Below are 18,190 nucleotides of genomic sequence, written 5' to 3'. Positions count from 1 at the left end.
TAATTATTGAATTCTTCGACAGTTATTCAATTCTTCTTCGTGGGCCACTTGGTTTTGGAGTGTTGCTTCCTTCAGCGATAAATTCTTTAGTACTATTTACTAAAAGCGCATTTAGGTCTTTTAATTCGGTTTTAGTAAATTCTCTGTATTTGCCTACACCTACATCAAGGTGTATATTCATAATACGCACACGTTTTAAGCGGGTTACATTGTAGCCCAGGTGTTCACACATACGGCGTATTTGTCTATTGAGACCCTGAGTGAGAATTATTTTAAATCTGTTTTTACCTAACTGCTCTACTTCGCATTTACGGGTAATAGTGTCGAGTATAGGTACGCCACCAGCCATACTTTTTACAAAAGAAGCGGTCACGGGCTTGTCAACTTCTACAATATATTCTTTATCATGGTTATTGCGTGCACGCAGTATCTTATTTACAATATCTCCATCATTAGTTAAAAAAATAAGTCCTTCACTAGCTTTGTCAAGTCTTCCCACAGGAAAAATACGAGTGGGATAGTTGATGTAGTCTATTATATTATTCTTTTCGACACGCGTATCTGTAGTGCATACAATACCTACAGGTTTATTAAAAACCAAATATACAGGTGCATCCTGTTTTTCGCCTACAAGCTTACCATTTACACGTATTTCGTCATCGGCACTTACCTTGGTGCCCATTTCGGGTACACTGCCATTTACAGTAATTCTACCTGCGTCAATTAATTTATCTGCTTCACGTCGAGAACAAAATCCTACCTCGCTGAGGTATTTGTTTATTCGGGTTTTAGTGGGTTCTTCCATAGTTGTAAATGTAACGTGTTTAAAAATCAAATTAACGTTTAAGAAAATCTACGATTTGATCGTTCACTTTTGTATCGTAAAGAGAATGATTTAGCCCTTTTGTTTCTATATATTCTGAATTTTTATAAGTAGCGTGTATTGACTTTGAGCCTGAAGCCGGAGTAATAGTGTCGTCTTTATCGTGAATGATTAAGGCGGGAGTTTCAATATTTTTAGCAAAAACTGAAGAAGAAAAATCTTTAGTTTTAAAATTGAATCGCTTCAAGAAGTAATTCTCGAGTGCATTCATTACCCGGTCGCTAAGATTTAATATTTTTTGATAATCAGTTAAAATACTTTCAAGTCTATCTGGAGCACCTAATACGACCAGTTTTTTAGGTTTGAATGTTGATTTTTGAGATTGGTTAAATAGAACTGTCATCCCTCCAATAGAATGACCTATCATATAATCTGGCTGGTATTTATCTAATATAGCAGTTAAAACTTGATCATAAATAGGTACGTATAGATATTTACCCGTACTGTAGCCGTGTGCAGGTGCATCAAATGCTATAATTGTATAATTTTCACTTTTTAAGCGTACAATCATTTCTTTCCAACGATGCGTGTGACTTTCCCAACCGTGTACGAGTAAAATTGTTTTTTCTCCACCAGACCATTTATAGGGTTGAATACTCAGCTCATCTATTTGTAAAGCCGGTTCAAGATTTGGTTTTAAAAAATCTTCGTGATGCGGACCTATTCTGCCTCTTCTAGGCTTACTAAAAATTTTAAAAGCCTTTTTTGCTGCCGCTTGAGGACTAACTAGCGCCAGAGTGTTTACGTAGTTTCCTAAGATTTTAGGAAGCATTTTCATAAAAAGTTTATTCATAAAAAAACCCTCTTTTGAAGAGGGTCAAATATAAGGGTTATGATATTTCTAGCGTTTGTTTTCAGCATCTATCACGTCAGTATCTTTTCTATATTTAAGAAGAGATATACCAGATAAGAAGAAAACGCCTCCTAAAATGGCCATTGCCCAAGGGCTAAGTCCTGTGCTTATACTTCCGAAGATGCCTAAAACACCTGCAACCAGTGCAATTGCACCTCCTATTACCATAACTAGAGCTAAAATCTTAATCATAATTGAAATTCGTATTGGTTATGGTTCAAAAGTAGCAGAATGTAAACGTTCAGCCTCGTAGATTAACGATGCTTTGGCTTATAATTAATAGGATTTTAATAAATAGAGAAACTATTTCTCTCTATTAACGTGCTCAAAATCAAAAGCAGGCTTGCATACAGATATATATGTACAGGGTTCGTCAAACGGATTACTGTACTGAACTCTGGTGCCTGCATTAATTTTTATTGACTGCCCTGCTTCTAAAATTATAGATTCTTCATTTATAAGAAATTGCTTTTTACCAGCTATAATAAATGTATATTCATCAAATTCTGGAGTTTGAAAGGGTTCACTCCATTGTGGCGGCGCAATCATATGTGCAATACTTAAATCTGAATTGCCATCGCTTGCTTTACCGAAATGTTCACCTATATACTTCCCGTCATCTGTAGGTACTATAAAAGGATTCTTTTGAATATAATAATTTTTGTTTTTCACAATACGTTCGGTTTGAAGACTTACCAGCCTATCATAAAATACTTAATTTTGGCGTTATCCGGAATTTCCGCTTCAGAAACTTTAGCATCCATATTAAAACGTAATTCTCCGGCTAGCTCTTTACGGTCTATCGTAAAATAGGCATTGATATCATCTACAAATACCACTACGCTACTAATTAGAGTTTCAATACGAGAGATATCGTAAGCTTCAGTAATATCTTTAAACGTACTATTTAGATTGATGCCTTCCTGGGTTGTGTATCGCGCATCAAATATTTGAACTGTGCGTATTGTCTTAGGTGTACCTTCTTTTATAGGCATTAAACTCAAAAGTTGTTTGCCGCCCTTTTCATAAATCTCGATTGCATTTACATTAAGCTCTTCGCTCAATCCAGAGTTTTGATCAACAACACTGTCATTTTCAAAAAGTGTTTTTAATTCAGAAGTTGTGGTTTCTTTTGTAAGTGGTCCCACACTGTCTGCAGTTACACTGTAAGGATTGTCAGAATTACAAGAGACGAGAAAAAGGTTAGTTAATAGGGTTATGAGTAAAATACGTTTCATTAGAATATTAGAGTTTAGTTTGTTTTTATTTGATCATCTTTCCTAAGATACCTAAAACACCACGTATTACCGTCGCGCTGGTAAGCACTTTAATTATTGCTTTTTCTGTTGTGCTGCTTCGGGTAGAAGTACGAGCACTACGTTTTACTGTTGCACGTTCTTGTTGCGCCTTTTCTTTTACCTCAGCACTCTCTGCTTTTTTAATCTTTTCATTCAATAATTCGTAAGCACTTTCCCGATCAACAGTGGAGTTGTATTTAGAAACTAGCGTAGATTTTCGGTTTAAATCATCAAGCTCATCCTGGGTTAAAATATCCATACGCGACATGGGTGCGCGCATCATTGTAGCTGCAAGGGGAGTAGGGCGACCTTTCTCATCGAGTGCCGAAACTAAAGCTTCGCCGGTACCCAAAGATGTGAGCACTTCCTTGGTATCGTAATATTCAGAGTCAGGATAATTCTCGGCAGTAAGTTTTATGGCTTTGCGGTCTTTTGCTGTAAAAGCCCTAAGTGCATGCTGAATTTTTAATCCTAACTGACTTAAAACACCTTCGGGTACATCTGTAGGATTTTGAGTAACAAAATATAAACCTACACCTTTAGATCGTATTAATTTGACAATACTTTCAATTTGATTGTGCAAAGCTTTAGAGGCTTCCCTAAATATAAGATGTGCTTCATCTATAAATATGACCAGCTCGGGTCGTTCACTATCTCCCTGTTCTGGAAATGTACTGTATATCTCTGCTAGTAAGCTCAACATAAATGTTGAAAATAATTGCGGTCGATCCTGAATGTCTGTTAGCCTTATGATATTAATTTTTCCTCTTCCGTTCTCATCAAGACGTAAAAGATCGTCAACCTCAAAAGATTTTTCTCCAAAGAAAATATCTGCTCCCTGTTGTTCTAGTTGTACAATTTTACGTAGAATTGACCCTGCCGAAGCTGTAGATATTCTTCCGTATAAATCCTGTATTTCTTCTTTACCTTCCTCTGTAGCGTATTGCAATACTTTTTTAAAATCTTTAAGATCAAGCAGTGGTAAACTTTTATCGTCGCAGTACTTAAAGAGTATGGCAATAATACCCGCTTGTGCATCTGAAGCATCAAGAATACGCGAGAATAATACAGGGCCAAATTCACTCACGGTAGCTCTAAGCCGCACTCCGTTTTGTTCAGATAGCGTAAGTAATTCTACAGGAAAATCTTTAGTTGTATAGGGTATTCCTATTTTCTCATGGCGTTCGTCAATTTTAGGATGACCAGCTCCTGCCTTTGCAATCCCGCTCAAATCACCTTTCATATCCATCAATAAGACAGGAACTCCTTTTTCTGAAAGATTTTCAGCTAAGACCTGCAGCGTTTTAGTCTTACCGGTACCGGTCGCTCCTGCAATTAAGCCGTGGCGATTTAAGGTTTTAAGCGGAATTTTTACGTGGGCACCACTAATGGTTTTTCCATTAAGCATTGCTGCTCCCACAGTAATAAATTCTCCTTTAAAGCTGTTGCCTTGTACAATATGTTCTTTAAACGCTTCAGATTGATCCATAAGTTGAAATTTGGTCAAAAATAAGGATTAATACTAAAAAGCATAGGGGTAGAAAAATTTAAATACCACTCGATAATCTTTTACTAGTGTATGCTAAAATAAGTTGTTAAGCCTTGGCAACGATTTTAATGCGCCGTATCTTTGCCGCTTATGACAAAAGAGGCAATAGCAACCCGGGTAAAGCTGGGAGAATTACTTCCTTTAATGGAAGAGTTTTATACAATTCAGGGTGAAGGAGCACATACAGGTACACCGGCTTATTTTATACGGGTAGGTGGTTGTGATGTAGGCTGTCATTGGTGTGATGTAAAAGAAAGTTGGGATGCTGCAATACATCCTCCTACAGAAGCAGCTGCAATTGTAGCAAATGCAGTTAAGTATAGTAAAACCATTGTTATTACAGGGGGTGAACCACTAATGTGGGATATGGAGCATCTTACGAGTCTTCTCAAGGCAGAAGGCCTTAAGGTGCATATAGAAACCTCTGGCGCCTACGAGTTGAGTGGTCACTGGGATTGGATTTGTCTTTCTCCAAAAAAGCGCATGTTACCTAAACCGCGTATTTATAAAGAAGCGCACGAATTAAAAGTAATAATCTTTAATAAATCTGATTTCGCTTTTGCGGAAGAACATGCAGCCCTCGCAAATGAGGATTGTGAATTGTATTTACAATCAGAATGGAGTGTACGCGATAAAATGACGCCTTTAATAGTAGATTATGTAATGGCAAACCCCAAGTGGAAAATAAGTTTACAAACTCATAAATATCTTAATATACCGTAAAGAAAAAAGGCTTCCAGTTATCTGGAAGCCTTTTTTAATTTATTTAGAAATACAATATTATTGAATTTCTTCAACTGGTATTTGTATATACGTGTCATCCCACCCTAAAAACATGTCAGAACCTGCTTCCGTAGGTTGAAAAGATATTGAGAATGACTCAATAGGAGCAGCTGTTTTATGAACTGGCGTTGTAAAACGTACCAGGTCGCGTTCTTCTTTATAACCGTAAGCTCCCCAGGTGTCTAGATCTTTATTTAGTATTACAGTCCATTCTTTTTCTCCTGGTATGGTAAATAGTGTGTAAGTACCTGCAACAACTTTTTTGTCGCCCAGCATCATATCTTTATAGAATTTAATCTCTGTAGATTCATTAGCACCGGTGCGCCATACCTCACCGTATTTCTGTAAACCATCTTTAGTTGCAAAAACATCACGTCCTTTACGTTGAGGTCTGCTGTAAATAACACGTACTCTAGGAGCTTTATCCTGCCCTCTAAACATTGCAATGTCTAATGGACTTTTATCTAATTCACTAAATTTTTGAGCGTTTACCGTATTGCCCATTACTAAAAATGCAAGCAAAAAACTGCTGATTATAAGAGATTTCATTTAATTTTTTTTAGAATTTATTTTTAAATATGCATACAAATGTACAATGGTCAAGAGCTTAGGTTTGTTAAGGCTTTATTAAAATGCCAGATGATTTATAATATAAATTTTAAGTATTAAAGAATGCCGTTTTTAATTATAAACTAATACACTTTTGAGATAAAATGTTATAATATGTAACTATAATGACTTTATTCGTTTGTCAATTAGAATTGAATTAGCATCTTTGACCTATCAAATTAAAACAATACGATTATGTGCGGGATAGTATGTGCCTATGAATTGAAGCAACCGGCTGAAGTGTTAAGACCTCAGTTATTAGAAATGTCAAAAAAAATACGTCACCGTGGTCCAGACTGGAATGGGGTGTATGCAGATGATAAAGCAATATTAGCTCACGAGCGTTTATCTATTGTAGATCCCAGATCGGGAAAACAACCATTGTTAAGCCCAGACGGAAAACTAATTCTTGCAGCTAATGGCGAAATTTATAATCACCGCGAACTGCGTAAGCAATTTGAGGGTAAATATGATTTTCAAACAGAATCAGATTGTGAAGTAATTCTTGCTTTGTATCAAGAAAAAGGCCCTGCCTTTTTAGATGAGATGAATGGAATTTTTGCCTTCTCTTTATATGACGCTGCTAAAGATGAGTATTTTGTAGCAAGAGATCATATGGGTATTATTCCACTTTATATGGGTTGGGATGAGCACGGTACTTTTTATGTAGCTTCAGAACTTAAAGCTCTTGAAGGAACCTGTACAAAGATTAAATTATTTCCTCCAGGACACTATTTACACAGTGCAGATGGTGAATTGAGACAGTGGTACAAGCGTGACTGGATGGAGTATGATGCTGTAAAAGATAACGAGACCAGTATTGAAAAATTACGTGATGCTTTAGAAGCAGCGGTACACCGTCAACTAATGTCTGATGTACCTTACGGAGTACTACTTTCTGGGGGATTAGATTCTTCAATCACTTCTGCGGTAGCAAAAAAATATGCTGAAAAGAGAATTGAATCCGGAGACACAGATGGGGCATGGTGGCCAAGATTACACTCGTTTTCTGTAGGGCTTGAAGGTTCGCCAGATTTAGCTGCTGCTCAAAAAGTTGCAGATCATATAGGTACTGTGCATCATGAAATAAAATTTACAATACAAGAAGGTCTTGATGCGATAAAAGATGTTATTTATAACCTCGAGACTTACGATATTACAACCATTAGAGCTTCTACGCCTATGTATCTTATGGCGCGTGTGATTAAATCTATGGGTGTAAAAATGGTACTTTCTGGAGAAGGTGCAGATGAGGTTTTTGGAGGGTATTTATATTTTCATAAAGCTCCTAATGCTCAGGAATTTCACGAAGAGACAGTACGTAAATTAAGTAAATTACATATGTATGATTGCCTACGTGCTAACAAGTCACTTGCTGCTTGGGGTATTGAAGGTCGTGTGCCATTCTTAGATAAAGAATTTATGGATGTGGCAATGAGCATTAATCCTCAGGACAAAATGATTAATGGAGAGCGTATGGAGAAGTGGGTGCTGCGTAAAGCTTTTGAATCATACTTGCCAGAAAGTGTTGCCTGGAGACAGAAAGAGCAATTTTCTGATGGGGTAGGTTACAGCTGGATAGATACTCTTAAGGAGGTTGTAAATGAGAAAATAAGTGATGAGCAATTAGCCAATGCTAAGTATAAATTTCCTATACAAACACCTACAAATAAAGAAGAGTACTACTATAGAAGTATTTTTACAGATCATTTCCCTAGCGATGCAGCAGCGTGGTCTGTGCCTCAGGAAGCCTCTGTAGCGTGCAGTACTAAAATTGCTTTAGAGTGGGATGAGGCATTTAAAAATATGAACGATCCTTCTGGAAGAGCGGTTGCAAATGTGCATTCTGATGCATATATTAAAAAACAACACGCGTAAGCTGTTGAGGTTAAATTTTGAAGCCGCTTTCTTGTTTAGAAAGCGGCTTTTTTTTGTCATTAAGGGTATTGAAAATAATATAAACTATTAATAACCTGTTTTTACGCTTTTTTTACACATTTTGTTGATAACTTAAAGCCTTTGGCTCGGGTTTTGCCTATATATGGGGATGCTATTTTTTATATTTGTTAGCTATCAAAAAACACGACCTTTGAGGGTTATTTTTTGATTATTAGGCAATAATTAGATAGAGCAAAAAGTTTCCGCTTTAAGAAAAACAGAACATTTTAATTAAATAAAGATATATGAGCGAAGAAGCCAATAAGAAGCAATATTCGGCAGATAGTATTCAGGCGCTTGAGGGAATGGAGCACGTGCGTATGCGCCCCTCAATGTATATTGGAGATGTGGGAGTACGTGGTTTGCACCACTTGGTTTATGAGGTTGTAGATAATTCAATTGATGAGGCTATGGCTGGGCATTGTGATGCCATAGATGTTGTCATAAATGAAAATAATTCGATATCAGTTAAAGATAACGGTCGCGGTATACCGGTAGATTTACACAAAAAAGAAGGTGTGTCTGCTCTACAGGTAGTTATGACTAAAATTGGTGCCGGAGGTAAATTTGATAAAGACTCCTATAAAGTTTCTGGTGGTTTACACGGTGTTGGTGTGAGTTGTGTAAATGCACTTTCAGACCATTTGCGTGCTACTGTTTATCGTGATGGTAAAATATGGGAGCAGGAGTATGAGAAAGGTAAAGCGATGTATCCTGTTAAAGCTATAGGTGATACTACAGACAGGGGTACCGCGGTGACTTTTTTACCAGATCCTACAATTTTTCAACAAACTATAGAATTTAATTATGATACGCTGGCAAGTAGAATGCGCGAGCTATCTTACTTAAATAAGGGCATCACAATAACCCTTACAGATAAGCGTCATAAAAATGATAAAGGTGAGTTTGATGTAGAAACTTTTCATTCTGAAGAAGGGTTGAAAGAGTTTGTACGGTTTATGGATGGCAATCGTCAGCCTATAATAGGCCACGTTATCTCTATGGAAGGTGAGAAGAATGACATTCCTGTTGAGGTTGCAATGATTTATAATGACAGCTATGCAGAGAATCTACACTCGTATGTAAACAATATTAATACACACGAGGGAGGAACACATTTAGCTGGTTTTAGACGGGGTTTAACAACTTCTCTTAAAAAATATGCAGATGCTTCTGGTCTTCTCGATAAATTGAAATTTGATATTGCAGGTGATGACTTTAGAGAGGGTCTTACTGCAATTATTTCGGTAAAAGTTGCTGAACCACAATTTGAGGGTCAAACGAAAACTAAATTAGGTAACAGAGAGGTTACTTCAGCAGTATCGCAAGCAGTTTCAGAAATGCTTGAGATCTATTTAGAAGAACACCCTGATGATGCCAAAACTATTGTTCAAAAAGTTATTCTTGCAGCTCAGGCACGTCACGCAGCTAAAAAAGCGCGTGAGATGGTTCAGCGTAAAACGGTGATGAGTATAGGTGGTTTACCTGGAAAATTAGCCGATTGTTCAGAAACTGATCCTAAAGAGTGTGAAGTGTTTCTAGTCGAGGGAGATTCGGCAGGTGGTACTGCAAAAATGGGTCGTGATCGTAATTTTCAGGCAATTCTTCCACTTCGTGGAAAAATTCTGAATGTAGAAAAAGCGATGCAGCACAAGGTTTTTGAAAATGAAGAGATTAAAAATATCTTTACTGCATTAGGAGTTACCATTGGTACAGAAGAAGATAGCAAAGCACTTAACTTAAGTAAACTTCGTTATCATAAAATTGTAATTATGTGTGATGCCGATGTAGATGGTAGTCACATTGCAACATTGATTCTTACCTTTTTCTTCCGCTATATGCGCGAATTAGTTGAAGGTGGTCACGTCTATATTGCTACTCCGCCTCTTTACCTGGTTAAAAAAGGTAAAAAAATGCGCTATGCCTGGTCTGAAAAAGAACGTGATGAGTATAACGAAGCTATGGGCGGTAGTGCCGGTATTCAACGTTATAAAGGTCTTGGGGAGATGAACGCAGAACAACTTTGGGATACAACTATGAATCCTGAATTTAGAACGCTTCGCCAGGTTACTATAGATAATGGTACCGAAGCAGATCGTATTTTTTCTATGTTAATGGGAGATGAGGTGCCGCCTCGTAGAGAGTTTATAGAGAAAAATGCTATTTATGCAAATATAGACGTCTAGTCTTATTTATAAAGAATTGTTTAAAACCTGTTTTGAAAGAAACAGGTTTTTTTATTGTTTTAAGTTATGATTACGAGTGCTTTCGCTATTTTTGACTGAACCAAATCAATATCATTTATGAAAAACTATCTACTTACTTTAATTGTTACAGCCTGTACATTATCAGCTTATAGCCAGGATGATGGTTTTGAAGCTATTGTAAAAGCAGGAAGAGCAGATGCAAACACGTTAATGGGGGCGTATATAGCACCGGCTATGGAAGGTCTTGTTTATAGTATGTCTGGAGGCTGGTATCATACTGCAAAGACACACAAGCAATTGGGTTTTGATATTACTATAGGTTTTAACGGGGCTATAGTTCCTTCAGAAAAGGAGATATTTTCTTTAGGGAGTCTTAATTTTCGAAATCAATATACTGCCAGTTCAGATTTAACACCTACCGTTGCCGGTAACGCTACACCTTCTGAAGTTACATTTAACACCTCTGAGGGTGATGTTACCTTTACTATGCCAGAGGGAGTTAAAGATGATTTACCTATTAATGCAGTTCCTGCGCCGGCAATACAAGCGAGTTTAGGTGTTTTTAAAGGTACAGATTTAATGGTGCGCTTTGTTCCTGAAGTGGGAAGTGATAATGTAAAGGGGAAGCTTTTTGGTGCGGGATTCAAACATAACATTATGCAGTATTTCGGTCCTTTAGATAACTTGCCCTTAAATGTGGCGGTAGTAGGTGCATTTACAACGATGAATGTAGATTATGATATTCAGGCAGAATCTACCATAGATGGTTCTAATCAGGCTGCAGAGTTTAAACTGAATTCATATACGGTACAGGGAGTAGCATCTTTAGACTTTCCTATTGTAACTGTGTATGGCGGGTTAGGTTTTACAGGTGGTAAATCTGAGTTGAATGTATTAGGTACTTATGAGTATGCAACAAACGGAAGTGCGACCAATAATGGTACAATTACAGATCCTATAATGTTGTCTTATAATCCGTCTAGTGTGAGAGCTTCTTTAGGAGCGCGTTTAAATCTTGCATTTTTTAAGATTTTTGCAGACTATACGGTTCAGGAATATAGCAATGTTAGTGCAGGTATTGCATTTAGTTTTAGATAGCATTTTACAGTTTATAAAATAAGGATGACTTTCAGTATTGAAAGTCATCCTTATTTAGGTCAATTTTAAAAGCTTAGTTGCTATCATACTCTTTTAGAAATCGTATTTTTGAAAAGCGCAAACGTTAACGTTTTATAGTTGGTTTTTGTGCTTAATTAATATATTATTCACTAAAATAAAAATAGAATGAAAGTTACCGTAGTAGGAGCAGGAGCAGTAGGTGCGAGTTGTGCCGAATATATTGCAATGAAAAATTTTGCCTCAGATGTTATTCTCTTAGATATTAAAGAAGGGTTTGCAGAAGGTAAAGCAATGGATTTAATGCAAACTGCGTCATTAAATGCTTTTGATACCCGCATAACTGGTACCACAGGCGATTATTCTAAAACAGCTAATAGTGATGTAGCTGTAATTACTAGTGGGATTCCTCGTAAACCGGGTATGACCAGAGAAGAATTAATTGGCATAAATGCAGGAATCGTAAAGGATGTTGCGACTAATTTAATTAAACATTCTCCTAATGTAATTATAATCGTTGTGAGTAACCCTATGGATACTATGGCTTACCTGGTACATAAAGCTACAGGACTTCCTAAAAATCAAATTATAGGAATGGGTGGTGCGTTAGACAGCGCTCGTTTTAAATACCGTTTAGCTGAAGCATTAGAATGCCCTATCTCTGACGTAGATGGTATGGTTATAGGCGGTCATAGTGATACAGGTATGATTCCATTAACCCGTTTAGCAACCCGTAATAGCGTATTAGCTTCAGAATTTTTAGCTGAAGATCGTTTAAATCAGGTTCTTGAAGATACTAAAGTAGGGGGTGCTACACTTACAAAATTATTAGGTACTTCTGCGTGGTATGCTCCGGGAGCGGCTGTGTCAGGAATGGTGCAGGCAATCGCTTGTGATCAGAAAAAAATGTTTCCGTGTTCAGTTTTATTAGAAGGTGAATATGGCTTAGAAGATATTTGCATAGGTGTTCCGGTGCTTTTAGGTAAAAATGGTATCGAGAAAATCGTTACTATAGAACTAAGTGATGCCGAAAAAGCAAAAATGCAGGAAAGTGCAGATGCCGTGCGTAAAACCAATGGATTACTTGAATTTTAATTTGAGATCACTTTGATTAAAAATGCCACCTTTGGGGTGGCATTTTTTTTTAAACCTAATTGAATGCACGTATAATTCTTAAAAATCTCGAGGAAGTCACTAAGCGGCAAATTGAGGTTAATATCTATTAAAAATTAAAGGATTAAAGTATCTGCTTTTAAGATTGTGTAGCTATATAGTAAAGACTGAATTTTATTTATTTCGTAAATAATTGATTCACAAATTATTGGTCTGTTTTTAATTAATTAGTTTTAATATTAAAAAGTTAAAGGAATCTAAAATATATTTATTGGCGTTTCTGCATTGAAACCCTATATTTGCACGTTTTAAAAAATTGCCCGGAAAAAGTTCGGGAAGAATTAATAAATATTTATAGAATAATGCAGAATAAAGGACTCATACGAGTATTTGCGATTTTATTTGGGTTGGTGAGTTTATACCAGCTTTCGTTTACGTACTTTACAAATAAGGCAGAAGACGAAGCTTCGGCTTACGCAGAGCGTCAGGTATCAAATACTGTAGAAGATTATGTAGATAGACGGGGTGAAGTAGAGCGTCGCTATTTAGATTCTGTAGGTAATAATCCTATCGCTTTAGGTATTACTTACAATGATGCAAAAGCTAAAGAGCTTAATAAAGGTCTGGATCTTAAAGGTGGTATGAATGCTATTCTTGAGATTTCTGTTGCAGATATTCTTAAAGGTTTAAGTAATAACAGTACAGATCCTGCATTTAACCAGGCATTAGATCAAGCTGCTGAAGCACAAAAGGATAGTCAAAATAGTTTCCTTGATGATTTCTTCGATGCTTTTAATGCTCTTCCGGGAGACAATAAACTAGCTTCTCCAGACATTTTTGCAAATACTACTTTAGGAGAGAAAGTAAACTTCAACATGAGTAATGCTGAGGTTGAGCCTGTTATTGAGAAAGAAGTCGAAGAGTCTATAAAGTCTGCTTTTGAAGTATTGCGTAATCGTATTGATAAGTTTGGGGTTACTCAACCTAATATTCAGCGTTTAGACAATCAATCAAGAATACTTATTGAACTTCCTGGTGCAACAGATATTGAGCGCGTGAAGTTTCAGTTAGAAAGTACTGCTCAGTTAGAGTTTTATAAAACACATTATGCAGCTAACGTTGCTCCTTATTTATTTGAGGTAAATACAGTTCTTAAAGATCTTGTAGCTCCTGCTACAAATGAAGAGGTAGAAGCTGTTACTGTTGATTCTACCGAAACTAAAGATGATTCTATTGAAGAGTTATTAGCTAGTGAAGAAGATTCAGTAAGCACAACTACTCAGAATAATCCTTTATTTGAGCTTTTCAGCTTTAATCCTGCTATTCAACAATATGGGCAGGCTGCTGTTGTAGGTTATGCTCAGGCAAAAGATACAGCGACAATTAACAGCTATTTATCTAAACCGGAAGTTGTGCGTTTACGCCCACAAGATTTGCGTTATGCAAAATTTAGATGGGGAACTGCAGAAGGAGAAACTAGTGTAGTAGGTCTTTACGCATTAAAATCTGACAGAAGCGGAACTCCTGCTATGGACGGTGATGTGGTACAGGATTCTCGTCAACAATACACACAATCTGGCTTACCATCTGTAGGTATAGATTTTGAAGGTCAGGGTCCAGGACAATGGGCTAAATTAACAGGAGAAGTTGCAAGTGAAGGAAATGCTATCGCGATTGTTCTTGACGATGTAGTTTATTCTGCTGCAACCGCTAAGCAGGAGATTAAAGGTGGTGCTACAGAGATTTCTGGTAGTTTTACGGTTACTGAAGCTCAGGATTTAGCAAATGTTTTAAAAGCTGGTAAATTACCTGCTTCAGCAAAAATTATTTCTTACGACGTTGTAGGTCCTTCACTAGGTCAGGAAGCTATCAACAGTGGTTTGATTTCTTTTGTACTTGCATTGGTTTTAGTACTAGTTTGGATGGTATTCTATTACGGTAAAGCAGGTCTTTTTGCAGATATTGCTCTTGCAGTAAACATTTTATTTATTTTCGGAATTCTTGCTGGTCTGGGAGCGGTACTTACACTTCCTGGTATTGCAGGTATCGTACTTACAATAGGTATGTCTGTAGATGCAAACGTGCTTATTTTTGAGCGTATTAAAGAAGAGCTTGCAAAAGGTAAGTCGCAAAAAGATGCAATTAAAGATGGTTTTAGTAATGCACTTTCTTCTATTCTTGATGCTAACATAACAACATTCCTTACTGCCTTAATTTTATTCTTATTTGGTACAGGACCTATACAAGGTTTTGCTACTACTTTAATGATAGGTATAGCAACATCATTATTTACAGCAATTTTTGTTACACGTCTCTTCATCGACGGATACGGTAAAAATGGTAAGTCACTAGAATTCTGTACTGCAGCTACACGTAACTTATTCACTAATTTCAATAAAGATTTCTTAGCAAAACGTAAAATTGCTTATATCGTAAGTGGTGCATTGATCATTGTTAGTTTAATTTCTTTATTTACTAATGGTTTAGATCAAGGGGTAGACTTCGTAGGTGGTCGTAACTACACAGTGCGTTTTGAACAACCTGTAAATGCTAGTGAAGTTGAAGGTAAACTGATTGCAGAACTAGAAAGTGCGCAGGCCAAAACATATGGTGAAGCAAACCAGTTAAAAATCACTACTAAATATAGAATTGACGAAGAGGCTTCTGAAGTTGATGATGATATTCAGCAAAAATTATTTTCTGCTTTAGGTAGTTATTTACCAGGAGATCTTACTTATGCTCAATTTGTAAAAGGTGGGTCTAGTGAAGCTAAAATAGGTATACTTGAGTATAATAAAGTAGGTCCTACTATCGCAGATGATATAAAGAAAGATTCATTCTGGGCAGTTTTAGGTTCTCTTGTAGTGGTGTTCTTATACATCTTATTACGTTTTAGAAGATGGCAATTTTCATTGGGAGCTGTCGCTGCAGTATTCCACGATGTATTAATTGTTTTAGGTATCTTCTCATTGACTTATAAGTTTATGCCATTTAATATGGAAGTAGATCAGTCATTCATCGCTGCGATTCTTACAGTAATTGGATACTCGCTGAATGATACGGTGGTTGTATTTGACCGTATCAGAGAATTTATGAAAGAATATGGTCCTACTCGTAAAATGGATCTTATAATAAATCAGGCAATCAACAGTACTATAAGCCGTACGTTAAATACCTCGATGACTACATTAATCGTATTACTTGCGATCTTCATTTTTGGAGGTGCTAGTATAATGGGCTTCATGTTTGCATTGATTGTGGGTGTTGTAGTAGGTACATACTCATCTATCTTTATCGCAACGCCGGTTATGTTTGATACGATACAGAAAAAGGCTTTAAAGCCTGAAGTAGAAGTTGAAGAAGAGACAGTAGCTTAACTACTGAATTTAATTCATAAAAAGAGAGCCGATAGTTTAAAACTATCGGCTCTCTTTTTTTATGCCTAATACTTAAAAGTATTCTTGGGTTTATTTAGAATACAGATTGCTCTGTTTTAGTTGTAAGAAGCTCCAGTGCTTTTAGTCCTAATTCAGAATTACCTTTAGAATTCAAAGGTGGACTCCAAACCGCTATACTGTAATATTTAGGATGCAAGGCTACAATGCCTCCGCCCACACCACTTTTACCCGGTAAACCTACGCTAAACGCAAACTCACCAGACTCATCATAAAACCCACAGGTAAGCATTAATGCATTAATACGTTTTGCTAATGTAGAATCTAGTACAGCGGCTTCTGAGCTCAAATCATATTTTCCGTAGTTAAGAAAAATTGTAAAGGCTTGTGCCAGCTGTTTACAATTCATCGCTATAGCACACTGATGAAAATAAAAATCTAAAACCTCATTAACATCATTTTTGATATTACCAAAGTCCTTCATAAGATGCGTTAGTGCAGCATTACGATATTTGTGCTCCATTTCTGAAGCAGCAACTTTATGATTGTATTCTATGGTTTGATCTTCGGCGAGATCTCTTACGTATTGAAGTAGTTCTTCCTTAGGATTATCAAGTTCAGACATCAAAATATCTGCCACTACGAGAGCCCCGGCATTAATAAACGGATTGCGTGGAATACCTTTCTCATATTCTAATTGAACAAGCGAATTAAAAGGGTCTCCAGAGGGTTCTACGCCTATACGCGTCCAGATATGATTGCCTACTAATTTAAGAGCAAGTGACAGGCTTAAAACCTTTGATATACTTTGTATTGAAAAGCGTTCTAAAGCATCTCCGGTAGCGTATCCTTTTCCGTCTGTGCATTGAAGATAAATACCAAACTTATTAGGATCTACGTTCCCTAGCTCAGGTATGTAGGTTGCTACTTTGCCTGCTGCGTTAAACAGAGAGATTTCTGCAACTATCTCATCAAGAACTTTTTGATAATCCATTTAATTACGTGTCCAGCTTACAGAGTCTCCTTCTTTAATATTCCATTCTTTTGCAAAACCCGCATTAGTTTCAAGAACATAAGTAACCGGTACTTCTGAAGGTAGATTAGATTCATCAAGAGGCATCGCATTCTCAATGATAGTGGCAATTTTTTTATCTTTAGTAATGAAAAATAAATCTAACGGGATGTAAGTGTTTTTCATATAGAAATTGTGAGGTCGCTCATCTTGAAAGATGAAAAGCATACCTTGATTTCCTTCCATAGATTCTCTATACATAAGACCCGTAGAGGTCTCGTATTCTGTTTCAGCAAATTCTATATCTAAGGCTTTAGTGCTGCTGTCTACTTTAATTATGTTGAGTTCTCCTTCTTTAGTGAATGTAATAGGGGCTTGATCTAATGCGTTCTCTTCAGAAGTATTCTCATCTTTACAAGAAGTGAGTACGAGAGCAGTTATAATTAATAAAAGAAATTGACGGTACATTGTATTTAGTATTTAGGGTTTTTCTTTTGATTAAAACCGCGTATAATTAAAAATATTCCAATAAGTATAAAAGGAACACTCAGTATTTGACCGGTATTCAACCCAAAGATCCAATTTTCACGACCTTCTACCTGTGCTCTTTTAAAATATTCTACAATAAATCGAACCGTCCATAAAAGCACGAGAAATAAACCGAAAATGAGTCCTTCTTTTTTGCGTAGTTCAGTTTTCCAATACACAAACATCAAAATTAGAAAGACAAAAACATAACCTGTAGCTTCCATTAGCTGACCCGGAAAACGATATGGTATATCTGCAATATAATTTGCAAATTGAGGATCGTCTGTAAGTGCTCTAAAAGCTTTATGCTCATTAGGAATTCCGGTAAGGCGTTGCACCTCGTATTTATTGTATTGATCCTGAACAAATTTAATTCCGAGATTAGAATCGGTTATTTTTCCTACCATTTCAGAGTTAAAGAAGTTACCTATACGCACAAAAATAGCACCCAAGGAAACAGGGAGTATTACGCGGTCTAATAACCACAAGACACTCTTTTTTAATATTTTTTTATTGTACAGGTACATGGCGAAAATCATACCTATTGCAGCGCCGTGACTTGCCAAACCCTGAAAACCGGTGTATTCTATCTCGGGTACAAATCTAAATGGAAGTAAAACCGATAGCGGATCTTCCCATAATAATTCGGTTTGATAAAAGAAAACATGTCCTAATCGTGCACCTAGTAAGATTGCTAAAACCGAATAGATAAATAAAGGATCTAGTTTTTCTTCCTCGACACCCTCGTACTTATAAACTTTCTTCATTAAATACCAGCCTAGAGAAAAGGCCAGAACAAACATAAGGCTATAATAATGTATGGTTAAAAATCCCAGATCTAAGCCTGTAGAAGGATTCCAAGTCATTTTTAAAGGAAGCATAAGCATAAAAAGTTTTGTGCGTAAA

General features: G+C 36.6%; 16 protein-coding genes. 6 read left to right on the top strand and 10 right to left on the bottom strand.

The features are described 5' to 3' along the window. Positions 1–22: 22 nt before the first annotated feature. The 6 genes from rluF to P164_RS10260 form a co-directional block, all read right to left on the bottom strand. Positions 23–805 carry a 23S rRNA pseudouridine(2604) synthase RluF gene (rluF, locus tag P164_RS10285; RefSeq protein WP_035899752.1) on the bottom strand — a complete coding sequence of 261 codons (783 nt, stop codon included), beginning with the start codon at positions 803–805 and terminating at the stop codon, positions 23–25. Between the two features lie 31 nt (positions 806–836). Next, entirely contained in the window at positions 837–1,676 is an 840-nt protein-coding gene (locus tag P164_RS10280) for an alpha/beta hydrolase (RefSeq protein WP_028376305.1), read from the bottom strand. Between the two features lie 48 nt (positions 1,677–1,724). Continuing rightward, entirely contained in the window at positions 1,725–1,928 is a 204-nt protein-coding gene (locus P164_RS10275; RefSeq protein WP_028376304.1) for a hypothetical protein, read from the bottom strand. Between the two features lie 111 nt (positions 1,929–2,039). Next, complete coding sequence (locus P164_RS10270; RefSeq protein WP_028376303.1) at positions 2,040–2,408, bottom strand: cupin domain-containing protein; 369 nt, start codon at positions 2,406–2,408, stop codon at positions 2,040–2,042. Positions 2,409–2,428: 20 nt separating this feature from the next. Further along, positions 2,429–2,974, bottom strand: coding sequence for a hypothetical protein (locus P164_RS10265; RefSeq protein WP_028376302.1), 546 nt, complete (start codon positions 2,972–2,974; stop codon positions 2,429–2,431). 25 nt (positions 2,975–2,999) lie between these two features. Next, the gene (locus tag P164_RS10260; protein WP_028376301.1) at positions 3,000–4,523 is read right to left on the bottom strand and encodes a helicase HerA-like domain-containing protein; all 1,524 of its coding nucleotides are present in this window, start codon (positions 4,521–4,523) and stop codon (positions 3,000–3,002) included. 150 nt (positions 4,524–4,673) lie between these two features. Between P164_RS10260 and P164_RS10255 the strand changes: the two genes are divergently transcribed. Next, positions 4,674–5,306 carry a 7-carboxy-7-deazaguanine synthase QueE gene (locus P164_RS10255; protein WP_028376300.1) on the top strand — a complete coding sequence of 211 codons (633 nt, stop codon included), beginning with the start codon at positions 4,674–4,676 and terminating at the stop codon, positions 5,304–5,306. Between the two features lie 57 nt (positions 5,307–5,363). Here the strand turns inward: P164_RS10255 and P164_RS10250 are convergent, their stop codons facing one another. After that, the gene (locus P164_RS10250; RefSeq protein WP_028376299.1) at positions 5,364–5,915 is read right to left on the bottom strand and encodes a DUF2911 domain-containing protein; all 552 of its coding nucleotides are present in this window, start codon (positions 5,913–5,915) and stop codon (positions 5,364–5,366) included. A 255-nt stretch (positions 5,916–6,170) separates the two neighbouring features. Between P164_RS10250 and asnB the strand changes: the two genes are divergently transcribed. The 5 genes from asnB (at position 6,171) to secDF (ending at position 15,726) form a co-directional block, all read left to right on the top strand. After that, positions 6,171–7,853: an asparagine synthase B gene (gene asnB, locus P164_RS10245; protein ID WP_028376298.1), complete on the top strand. Its 1,683-nt coding sequence runs from the start codon at positions 6,171–6,173 to the stop codon at positions 7,851–7,853. Positions 7,854–8,158: 305 nt separating this feature from the next. Continuing rightward, a complete protein-coding gene (gene gyrB, locus P164_RS10240; protein WP_028376297.1) occupies positions 8,159–10,099 on the top strand; it encodes a DNA topoisomerase (ATP-hydrolyzing) subunit B in 1,941 nt (646 codons plus the stop codon). Between the two features lie 117 nt (positions 10,100–10,216). Continuing rightward, entirely contained in the window at positions 10,217–11,218 is a 1,002-nt protein-coding gene (locus tag P164_RS10235; RefSeq protein ID WP_028376296.1) for a DUF6588 family protein, read from the top strand. 186 nt (positions 11,219–11,404) lie between these two features. Beyond that, positions 11,405–12,331 (top strand): malate dehydrogenase, encoded by a 927-nt coding sequence (gene mdh / locus P164_RS10230; RefSeq protein WP_028376295.1) that lies wholly within the window; start codon positions 11,405–11,407, stop codon positions 12,329–12,331. A 380-nt stretch (positions 12,332–12,711) separates the two neighbouring features. Continuing rightward, positions 12,712–15,726 carry a protein translocase subunit SecDF gene (secDF, locus tag P164_RS10225; RefSeq protein WP_028376294.1) on the top strand — a complete coding sequence of 1,005 codons (3,015 nt, stop codon included), beginning with the start codon at positions 12,712–12,714 and terminating at the stop codon, positions 15,724–15,726. Between the two features lie 94 nt (positions 15,727–15,820). On the opposite strand, the gene P164_RS10220 is transcribed toward secDF, so the two are convergent. From P164_RS10220 to lgt, 3 genes are read right to left on the bottom strand one after another with little or no spacing between them, the layout of a single operon-like run. Beyond that, entirely contained in the window at positions 15,821–16,738 is a 918-nt protein-coding gene (locus tag P164_RS10220; RefSeq protein WP_028376293.1) for a glutaminase, read from the bottom strand. Further along, a complete protein-coding gene (locus P164_RS10215) occupies positions 16,739–17,224 on the bottom strand; it encodes a DUF192 domain-containing protein (protein WP_028376292.1) in 486 nt (161 codons plus the stop codon). Between the two features lie 5 nt (positions 17,225–17,229). Next, positions 17,230–18,165, bottom strand: coding sequence for a prolipoprotein diacylglyceryl transferase (lgt, locus tag P164_RS10210; RefSeq protein WP_028376291.1), 936 nt, complete (start codon positions 18,163–18,165; stop codon positions 17,230–17,232). Between the last annotated feature and the right edge of the window lie 25 nt (positions 18,166–18,190).

It is taken from the genome of Leeuwenhoekiella sp. MAR_2009_132, from assembly GCF_000687915.1.
Lineage (GTDB): Bacteria > Bacteroidota > Bacteroidia > Flavobacteriales > Flavobacteriaceae > Leeuwenhoekiella.
This window is presented reverse-complemented; position numbering and strand designations above follow the sequence as displayed.

Coding starts and splice junctions, on each gene's coding strand:
- rluF (WP_035899752.1), bottom strand. CDS start 805: ATGGAAGAACCCACTAAAACCCGAATAAACAAATACCTCAGCGAGGTA.
- P164_RS10280 (WP_028376305.1), bottom strand. CDS start 1,676: ATGAATAAACTTTTTATGAAAATGCTTCCTAAAATCTTAGGAAACTAC.
- P164_RS10275 (WP_028376304.1), bottom strand. CDS start 1,928: ATGATTAAGATTTTAGCTCTAGTTATGGTAATAGGAGGTGCAATTGCA.
- P164_RS10265 (WP_028376302.1), bottom strand. CDS start 2,974: ATGAAACGTATTTTACTCATAACCCTATTAACTAACCTTTTTCTCGTC.
- P164_RS10260 (WP_028376301.1), bottom strand. CDS start 4,523: ATGGATCAATCTGAAGCGTTTAAAGAACATATTGTACAAGGCAACAGC.
- P164_RS10255 (WP_028376300.1), top strand. CDS start 4,674: ATGACAAAAGAGGCAATAGCAACCCGGGTAAAGCTGGGAGAATTACTT.
- P164_RS10250 (WP_028376299.1), bottom strand. CDS start 5,915: ATGAAATCTCTTATAATCAGCAGTTTTTTGCTTGCATTTTTAGTAATG.
- asnB (WP_028376298.1), top strand. CDS start 6,171: ATGTGCGGGATAGTATGTGCCTATGAATTGAAGCAACCGGCTGAAGTG.
- gyrB (WP_028376297.1), top strand. CDS start 8,159: ATGAGCGAAGAAGCCAATAAGAAGCAATATTCGGCAGATAGTATTCAG.
- P164_RS10235 (WP_028376296.1), top strand. CDS start 10,217: ATGAAAAACTATCTACTTACTTTAATTGTTACAGCCTGTACATTATCA.
- mdh (WP_028376295.1), top strand. CDS start 11,405: ATGAAAGTTACCGTAGTAGGAGCAGGAGCAGTAGGTGCGAGTTGTGCC.
- secDF (WP_028376294.1), top strand. CDS start 12,712: ATGCAGAATAAAGGACTCATACGAGTATTTGCGATTTTATTTGGGTTG.
- P164_RS10220 (WP_028376293.1), bottom strand. CDS start 16,738: ATGGATTATCAAAAAGTTCTTGATGAGATAGTTGCAGAAATCTCTCTG.
- P164_RS10215 (WP_028376292.1), bottom strand. CDS start 17,224: ATGTACCGTCAATTTCTTTTATTAATTATAACTGCTCTCGTACTCACT.
- lgt (WP_028376291.1), bottom strand. CDS start 18,165: ATGCTTCCTTTAAAAATGACTTGGAATCCTTCTACAGGCTTAGATCTG.